The sequence below is a fragment of the Cellulomonas bogoriensis 69B4 = DSM 16987 genome (assembly GCF_000767165.1).
Classification (GTDB): Bacteria; Actinomycetota; Actinomycetes; order Actinomycetales; family Cellulomonadaceae; genus Actinotalea; species Actinotalea bogoriensis.
In genome coordinates this window covers 1-8,383 of the sequence record NZ_AXCZ01000119.1, presented here as the reverse complement: position 1 = coordinate 8,383, position 8,383 = coordinate 1, and the positions used below count along the sequence as shown (strand labels likewise).

The following is an 8,383-nucleotide window of genomic DNA, read 5'->3' as shown; positions in this document are numbered from 1 at the left end:
CGCCGCGCAGCGTGTGGGACCTGCTGGCCAGGAGCGCGCCCGCTCTCGCCGACTGGGCCGCCTACTTCGCCGGTGGGGCTCGTGAGCGTGCTGCCGTGGAGGCCTCACGCGCGGTGGTGTCGACGGACCGCGCGGACGCCGTGGTCGTGGCCGCCGAGGACTTCCAGGACGCGGTGCGCAGGTTCCTGGTGGCACCTGACGTGCCGCGCGCCGGGTGAGGGTGCGGTGAGCCGCCGCTCGGGCTCCACCCCGAGGCGCGACTGGGGCGGGGACGACTCGGGCTGCTCGATCCTGCACGTGGACATGGACGCGTTCTTCGCCTCGGTGGAGCTCGTGCGCCGCCCGGAGCTGCGTGGTCGGCCGGTGGTCGTGGGTGGGGATGGGCGCTCTGTCGTGCTGGCGGCGACCTACGAGGCGCGGGCCTTCGGGGTGCACTCCGCGATGCCCATGGCGCGTGCGCGGCGCCTGTGCCCACGGGCGGTGGTGCTGCCTCCGGACCAGCAGGCCTACCGGGAGGCCTCGACGGCGGTGATGGCCCTGCTCGCTGAGATCACCCCGCAGGTCGAGCAGGTGAGCGTCGACGAGGCGTTCCTGGACGTGGGCGCCGCGCGGCGGTCGCTGGGGGCCCCTGTCGTCGTCGCGCAGATGATCAGGAGGCAGGTGCGCGAGGCGCTCGGTCTGCCGTGCTCGGTGGGGGTCGCCTCGACGAAGTTCGTCGCGAAGCTGGCCTCGGGCATGGCCAAGCCCGACGGGCTGCTGGTCGTGCCCGAGGCCGCTACTGTCCCGTTCCTGCACGACTTGCCGGTGGAGGACCTGTGGGGTGTGGGTGAGCGCACCAGGGCGGCGCTCGCACGGTGGGGGATCCGCACCGTCGCCGAGCTCGCACGGACGGACGTGGCGGTCGTGCGTCGGGCCGTGGGTAACGCGACCGGTGACCACCTGCACGCACTGGCCTGGGGTGTGGATCCGCGGCCCGTGGTCCCTGGCCGCGTCGAGAAGTCGGTCGGTGCCGAGGTCACCCTCGAACGGGACAGCGCGGACCCTGCTGAGCTCGATCGCCTGCTGGTCCGGCTCTCGGACCGGTGCGCGGCGCGTCTGCGTGCCCGGGGGGTGGTCGCGGGCACGGTCTCGGTCAAGGTGCGCACCGCCGGATTCCGCACCACGACCCGGTCCAGGCGCCTGGGGGCACCGACGGATCTCGGGGCGGAGATCCGTGCCGTGGCGCGGTCGTTGCTGGGGTCGGTCGACCTGGCAGGTGAGCGCGTACGGCTGGTCGGCGTCCGCGCCGAGCACCTCGAGCAGGCCGATGCGCGACCGATGACTCTCGAGGAGTCCGCCGGCGAGGGGAATGCGTCAGCGCGCCGGGCGGAGCAGGTGATGGACCAGGTGAGGGTGAAGTTCGGGGCCGGTTCCCTCGGGCCGGCCTCGGTCGTGGGTCGGACGCGTGCGTTCCCAACTACCGCAGAGGGCGAACGGGACCTATCCTGATGGTGTCCCGTCCCAACGGCAGCACGGAGGTAGCGATGCCTCTGTCCGAGTACGAGCAGCGCGTACTGGAGCAGATGGAGCAGCAGCTCTCGTCTGACGACCCCAAGCTCGTCAACACCTTCCAGGGGCGGGGCACGACCAGCCTTCGCCGGTGGATCCTCTGCGGCACCGGCGCCCTTGCCGGTCTCGTGGTGCTCCTCATCGGAGCGGTCCTCGCCCTCCCGTGGCTCGGTGTCCTCGGCTTCATCGGCATGTTCGTGTCCGTGGTCCTCGCGTTCTCGACCCCGCGCAAGGGCCCGGCAGGCGTCGTCGGCGACGACGGCTCCATCCGCCCGCGGAGCAAGTCGCGTCAGCGAGAACCGGGGTTCATGGACCGGATGGAGCAGCGCTGGGACAACCGCAGGGATGGCGACCAGCGCTGACGGTTCTCGGGGCCGGGGCTACTGCCGCTCGGGGCTCCCGCCGTCGGACGGGGTGGGCGTCGTGGCGGCCGGTCGCAGGTCCCGGGTAATTGCGTCCACCCACGCGTCCAGGCGTGCGGTGGGAGGCTCCTCGCCGTCCTGGCTCCCGGGCCGGTACCTGACCTGCTCCAGGGTGTGGACCAGCCGTCCCATCGCCTCGTGACCGGTGGGCCCCAGGTGGGGCTCGAGGAGTGCGCGCGCCGCCCGGGGTGAGGTCGAGGCGGGCCAGGCGAGGTCGTGCCGCGCGAGCTCGCGGCGCAGACGCTGCCACGCGTGCTCCACGCCGCGCGGCCCGTGACGCCGCGACCGTGTCCTCAGGAGCCACGCCGCTGCGCCACCCGCCAGTGCCAGGGTGGTCACCAGCAGCACGGCGGGCCATGGTGTGCTCTGCTCGTCCTCGGCACCAGGGCCTGCCTGGGGCTCGCCCCCCTGGTCCCGGTCGTCCTCGTCGGCCGCAGACGGGTCCTCCTCCGCGCGGTCGACGTCCGGAGCTCCGTCGGGTTCCGGGCCGGGCGCGTCGTCGGGTGTGACCTGCGGCTCCGCCTCGACCTCGTCGGCGTCCGCCGCGGGGGCCGCGTGGGGTGGTGGGGAGCCCGCCTGCACCGAGGGCGTGGGTTCGAACCGCACCCACCCGGCGTCCTCGAAGTAGAGCTCGGGCCAGGCGTGGGCGTGGCGGGCCCTGACGACGTACGTGCCGTCGGCGTTCGGCTCACCGGGAAGGAACCCGACCCCCAGTCTGGCTGGGATGTCCAGGGTCTGGGCCATGACGGCCATCGCTGTCGCGTACTGCACGCAGTACCCGACGCGCTCGTTGAGGAACTCCCACACGGGTTCGTCGCCGGCGGGTTCAGGGACCTGCTCGGAGTACTCGTACCCACCGCCGGTGCGGAAGTGCTCCTGCAACGCGAGGGCCTGGTCGTACGCGGTCCGGGCGCCCGCGGTGATCTCGCGGGTGAGCGTGGCGATCTCCGCGCCACGCCCGCCGAGGTCCGGTGGGATCTCGCGGCCGTCGGCAGGTCGGCCGGGGGAGTCCGATCTCAGGTGCTCCGGGTCCAGGTCCCGGTGGGCCACGGACAGGGAGATCCGGCTTCCCGGCTGCACCCGGCCCAGCACCTCGTCCCGTTGCGGGACGTAGCGTCCCTGGAACGGGGAGTCGAAGCGGCGGGGTTCCACGGGCAGCGGGACCCGGCGCTCGTCGAGCGCGAGCACGTCGATGACGAGCGCGTCCTCGGTGCCCCCCTCGAGGTGCTCGGGCCACAGGAGCCCGTCCCGCGCGTCGGCGTCGGGCCCTCCTCCAAGGTCACGCCGCCACCGGCCCGACTCGTAGTGGGCGAGCGTCGCCAGCCGCAGGACGTAGGGGGCACCGTCGCTGGAGCGGTACCGCAGGACCGGTCGGTCCGAGCGCTCCACGAGGTCGGTCTGCATGTCGAGGTCGGTCGAGAGACGCACCGGCGCGTCGGTGTGCCGGCCGCTGTAGATGCTCGGCAGTGCCCACGTGCCGGCACCGGGGAGCGTCGCGAGGACGGGCGCGAGGAGCAGCGCCGCGACGGCGGTCGCGCCGGCGAGCACGGCGGTCGGTGCGGGACCGGGCGTGCTGGCGGTCCGGGGCCCAGGTGCTTCGACCGGGGGAGCGGCGGCCAGGGTGAGGAGGTAGCCGGCAGCGGCCACGGCCAGCGCGAGGCCGGACGGGGAGCGCTCGAAGGCGGCGACGACGACCCACGGGACCGCGAGCACCACCCCTGCGAGACCGGGTCGGCGACCACCCCACGCGACGAGGTCGGAGACCAGGAACAGGCCCACCGTCGCGCAGGTGACGATCAGGGCCAGGCCTGGTCCTGCCGTGACCGGGATGCGGCCCCCGACCACGTGACGGACCCCCTCGCCCCAGAGGTCCAGGAGGTGCCCCATCGCATCCGGTCCCGGCGGCGTCGCCAGGCCTGCAGGCGCGAACCACGCCCACAGCACCACCGCGCCCACCGCTGTCGCCACCATGGTCGGCAGGCCCTGGGAGCGGGCCCGACGCCGGACGAGGGCCGTGGTGATCGCGAGGGCGGCCACCAGGACGGTGACCCGGACCAGCCACCCGTCGGGGCGGACCAGGGACGACATGCCCACGGCGCCGGCGATGACGACGGTCCCGGTCAGCACGGGGCCCGCCCACTCGCGGACGGGGCTCACGGTGCAGCTCCTGCCGAGGCCACCAGGGCCGTCCACGCCTCCGCCGGGTCCTGGTGCGGCTCGACCTCCGCTGCGCACCATCCGGCGCGGCGCAGTGCGGTGACGGCGCTCACCGCTCCCGGCCCCGGGTGGACCATCGCCCACGCCCGGCCGCCGTCCCCGAGCAGCGCGAGGGTCCTGAGGGCCTCTCCCGAGGGGGCCCTCAGGACCGCGACGACGACCTCGGTGCCGCCGGGGTCTGCCAGGAGCGTGCCCAGCGCGGTGCGCAGCCAACGGTCCGCCTGGGCGGCGTCCTGGGGTGCCTCGAGGTCGGTGGCGTGGTCGAGGATCTCCTCGCGAGCGGCCTCCCCGGTGTCCGGCGGGTGGTGGTCCGCGCGGGCCTCGGGGTGGTCGTCGAGCGTGCCCCCGGCCAGGAGCCTGGTGTGGTGGCCGCCGGCCAGCAGGGCGAGGGCGACCGAGGTGCCGGTGCTGATGGTCCACTCGGTGGCGGCCTCGTCGGGGTCGAGGTCCAGGACGACGGAGGCCGAGCGTCGGCCGGTCCGCTCGGGCTGGCGGACCAGGAGCGATCCCCGGCGAGCCGTGGCGGGCCAGTGGACGCGGCGCAGGTCGTCGCCCGTCCGGTAGGGCCGGAGCGCGGTGTCGTCGACGGCGGGCTGGGGGGTCCCGCTCGCGGGTCGCTCCGCCTCGTGGGAGGCCACCGCGTCGACGACGTCCAGGGGCACCACGCGGGGCCGGACGGCGACGGGCGCGACGTCGCCGACCGGGACGTGGCCGACCAGGAGTCCGAACGGGTCGCCGTGGTGCAGGTCCAAGGGCCCCAGGTGCAGGCGTCCACGCCGGGTGGCGTGCACGGGGTAGGTCAGGGTCACCTCGCGCCCGTGGGTCGACACCTCCGGGTCGGGGGCTCCGCCGTCGTGGAGCGAGGGGTCACCGTCCTCCCGGAACGTGAGGCGGTCGGGGCGGGTGAGGCCGGACAGGCTTCGGACGTGCACGCGCACCTCGCCCTGGTCCCCCACGTGCAGCGCGGCGGGCGTGAGGTCCCGGGTGACCTCGAGCGGCAGACGGGTGCTGGTCGCAGCGGTGGCGGCCATGACGAGCCCTGCTGCGGCGAGGGCGAGGGCGAGGAGCGCGCCGGCCTGGACGGCGAAGAGCTGCCCGGTGGCGACCCCTGCGACGAGCAGGGCTGCTCCGGTCAGGCCCACCAGCCTGCCGCGCGAGGTCGTCCGGGGTCCGGGCACCTCAGACCGGCACCCGCAGCGCCCGCTTGGTGCGCCCCACCGGCACCGGGACGTGGGCGAGGACCTGGGTGAGGGTCTCGGTGACCGTGCTCCCGGCGAGCCGTGCGTCCGCGCTGGGCAGGAGCCGGTGCGCCAGGACGGGGAGCACGAGCTCCTGGACGTCGTCGGGCAGCACGTGGTCGCGGCCGTCGCTCACGGCGACCGCCTTGGCGGCGCGCAGGAGCTGGATCCCCGCGCGGGGCGAGGCGCCCAGCCGGAGCATCGGGTGCTCGCGGGTCGCACGCACGAGCGCCACGACGTACTCCTTGATGCTGGGGGCGCTGTAGATCCGTCGCACCACCGTGCTGTGGTGGGCGATCTCGGCTGCGCTCGTGACGGGGTGGACGGAGGCCAGGGGGTCGGCGACCTCCTGCCGCTCGAGCATGTCGAGCTCGTCCTCGGGGTCGGGGTAGCCGACCATGGCCCGGGCCATGAAGCGGTCACGTTGGGCCTCGGGCAGGGCGTAGGTGCCGTCCATCCCCACCGGGTTCTGCGTGGCGACCACCATGAACGGGTCCGGTAGCGGGTGGGTGGTGCCGTCGACGGTCACCTGTCGCTCCTGCATGCACTCCAGCAGTGCGGACTGGGTCTTGGGCGAGGCACGGTTGATCTCGTCCGCGATCACCACGTGGGCGAAGACCGGGCCCGGCCGGAACTGCAGGTCGTGGGTCTCGGTGTGGTAGATGCTGACCCCGGTCACGTCACCCGGAAGCAGGTCGGGGGTGAACTGGATGCGTCCCACCTGCCCGCCGATCGCCTGGGCCAGCGCCTTGGCGGTGGTGGTCTTGCCCACCCCCGGGACGTCCTCCAGGAGCAGGTGCCCGCCGGCCAGGAGGACGCTGACGGTCAGGCGTACCAGGGCGGGTCGGCCCCGGACCACGTCCCCGAGGGACTCGGTGAGGGCTCGAGCGGTGTGGGTGACCGCTTCGACCTCCGGGCGTGCAGGCAGGGAGTGCATGGGTGACCTCCGTGGGGCGCTCCCAGCCTAGGTGATGGCGCGGCGTGGTCGACTGCCCGTCAGGCACGGGCGCCGTACCCCCACAACGCTCCACCGGGAGCCCGTGCACGCTCGACGCAGTGCCGCCGCGGGCCCCTCGCAGCGCCCTTGCAGCGGCCTCCGTCGTGGTGTTCGTGGTGTTGCGTCCGATTCGAGTCGTTTGTCTCCGAAACCTTCACCGAATTCACCCCCACTTCCCTCCACCGGCTCTGACCTGCGCATCCGTCCAGAAATCTCGGCGTGGCGGCGCGTGGCACCGGTTGCTGGTGGAGGGAAGTGGAGTAGCGTGGAGGTCCTGGGAGTGCAGTGGTCTCCCGGGGTCGGGCGAGCGCACGAGGGGAGGTCGGCGTGAGCACGGACGCGGTGGGTTACAGCCCCTTCCTGGGGACCTACACGCCGCGCCTGGACGACAAGGGTCGACTGATCCTCCCCGCGAAGTTCCGTAGCCAGCTGGCGTCGGGACTGGTCGTCACCCGCGGCCAGGAACGGTGCCTGTTCGTCTTCCCGATGGAGGAGTTCCGACGTATGCACGACCAGATCCGGCAGGCGCCGGTCACGAGCAAGCAGGCTCGTGACTACCTGCGCGTGTTCCTGTCGGGTGCCCACGACGAGGTCCCGGACAAGCAGGGGCGACTGTCCATCCCGGCGCCGCTGCGCGCCTACGCGGGCCTGGACCGGGACGTGGCCGTGATCGGCGCCGGCACGCGGGTGGAGATCTGGGACGCGGCCGCCTGGGACGCGTACCTGGAGGAGCAGATCACCTCCTACTCCGAGACGGCCGAGGAGGTGTTCCCGGGTGCGTTCTGAGTGACGGGCCCACGGGCCCGGGCCGCACGACGAGGTCTCCTCCCGCCCTCTGGCGCACTTCCCCGGTGCCAGAGAGCTGCGGAGGGAGACCTGGCCGGGTGGCCCGACGGTGGTAGGTGGACGGACGAGCAGCGCGAGGACCACGGCGACGAGCCGGTGGGGGAGGTGTGATGAGCGGGACGAGCGGGTCGGAGCAGGACGGACGGAACCGGCACGTGCCGGTCCTGCTCGCGCGCTGCGTCGAGCTCCTCGCCCCCGCCCTGGAGCGGCCGGGAGCGACGGTGGTCGACGCGACGCTCGGGATGGGCGGGCACAGCGAGGCGCTCCTGGAGCGGTTCCCCGGCGTGCGCGTGGTGGGAATCGACAGGGACCGGCAGGCGCTGGCCCTGGCCTCGGCGCGGCTCGAGCGCTTCGAGGGCCGGTTCACCGCCGTCCACGCCGTCTACGACGAGGTCCTGGCCGTGGTCGAGGACCACGTCGGCGGTCCGGTCGAGGCCGTCCTGATGGACCTGGGCGTCTCCTCCCTCCAGCTGGACGAGGTCGACCGTGGCTTCGCCTACTCCCAGGACGCACCCCTGGACATGCGCATGGACCCCAGCACCGGACGCACGGCGGCCGAGGTCCTGGCCACCTACCCGGAGGGCGACCTGCGCCGGGTCCTGCACGAGTTCGGGGAGGAGCGGTTCGCTGCCCGCATCGCACGCAACCTGGTGCGGGCACGGGAACGAGCGCCGCTCACCCGTACCTCCGAGCTCGTCCAGGTGGTGCGCGAGTCCATCCCGGCGGCGGCGCGCACCACCGGCGGGAACCCCGCCAAGCGCACCTTCCAGGCCTTGCGTGTCGAGGTCAACGGCGAGCTCGACGCCCTGGCGCGCGCGCTGCCTGCAGCCCTGGAGTCCCTCACCGTAGGAGGTCGGATCGTCGTGATGGCCTATCAGTCCCTCGAGGACCGCCTGGTGAAGCGGGCCCTGGCCCGTGGCGCCACGTCCAGCGCGCCCGCCGACCTCCCGGTCGAGCCGGAGACCCACAAGCCCTATCTCGGCCTGCTGACCCGTGGTGCCGAGCGTGCCGACGAGGCTGAGGAGGCGCGCAACCCCCGCGCCAAGCCGGTCCGCCTGCGGGCGGCCGAGCGACTGCGCGCCACGCCCGGCCACCTGCGGACCGTCGTCCCGGGG

At 73.9% G+C, this 8,383-nt stretch carries 8 protein-coding genes; 5 read left to right on the top strand and 3 right to left on the bottom strand.

Going from position 1 to position 8,383, the window contains the following annotated elements; all coding sequences use genetic code 11:
• From N869_RS17805 to N869_RS10590, 3 genes are all read left to right on the top strand, one after another.
• The coding region (locus N869_RS17805) for an SAV_6107 family HEPN domain-containing protein (protein ID WP_035061352.1) at positions 1–218 on the top strand (218 nt) is incomplete at its 5' end.
• A gap of 7 nt (positions 219–225) precedes the next feature.
• Positions 226–1,488 (top strand): DNA polymerase IV, encoded by a 1,263-nt coding sequence (gene dinB, locus N869_RS10595; protein WP_035061346.1) that lies wholly within the window; start codon positions 226–228, stop codon positions 1,486–1,488.
• A 35-nt stretch (positions 1,489–1,523) separates the two neighbouring features.
• The gene (locus N869_RS10590; protein WP_035061343.1) at positions 1,524–1,910 is read left to right on the top strand and encodes a DUF3040 domain-containing protein; all 387 of its coding nucleotides are present in this window, start codon (positions 1,524–1,526) and stop codon (positions 1,908–1,910) included.
• An 18-nt stretch (positions 1,911–1,928) separates the two neighbouring features.
• On the opposite strand, the gene N869_RS10585 is transcribed toward N869_RS10590, so the two are convergent.
• Genes N869_RS10585 through N869_RS10575 form a run of 3 tightly spaced genes read right to left on the bottom strand, consistent with a single transcriptional unit; the run spans position 1,929 to position 6,362 of the window.
• Positions 1,929–4,127 carry a transglutaminase family protein gene (locus tag N869_RS10585; protein WP_156968496.1) on the bottom strand — a complete coding sequence of 733 codons (2,199 nt, stop codon included), beginning with the start codon at positions 4,125–4,127 and terminating at the stop codon, positions 1,929–1,931.
• Positions 4,124–5,365 (bottom strand): DUF58 domain-containing protein, encoded by a 1,242-nt coding sequence (locus N869_RS10580; RefSeq protein ID WP_035061340.1) that lies wholly within the window; start codon positions 5,363–5,365, stop codon positions 4,124–4,126. Before N869_RS10580 ends, N869_RS10585 begins: the two co-directional genes overlap by 4 nt.
• A 1-nt stretch (position 5,366) precedes the next feature.
• On the bottom strand, positions 5,367–6,362 hold the full coding sequence (locus tag N869_RS10575) for an AAA family ATPase (RefSeq protein WP_035061337.1): 996 nt from the start codon (positions 6,360–6,362) through the stop codon (positions 5,367–5,369).
• Positions 6,363–6,764: 402 nt separating this feature from the next.
• Between N869_RS10575 and mraZ the strand changes: the two genes are divergently transcribed.
• Both mraZ and rsmH read left to right on the top strand, forming a co-directional pair.
• Positions 6,765–7,208 (top strand): division/cell wall cluster transcriptional repressor MraZ, encoded by a 444-nt coding sequence (gene mraZ, locus N869_RS10570; protein WP_035061349.1) that lies wholly within the window; start codon positions 6,765–6,767, stop codon positions 7,206–7,208.
• 170 nt (positions 7,209–7,378) lie between these two features.
• Positions 7,379–8,383 (top strand): 16S rRNA (cytosine(1402)-N(4))-methyltransferase RsmH (gene rsmH, locus N869_RS10565; protein ID WP_035061334.1); only part of this gene is annotated, 1,005 nt, incomplete at its 3' end.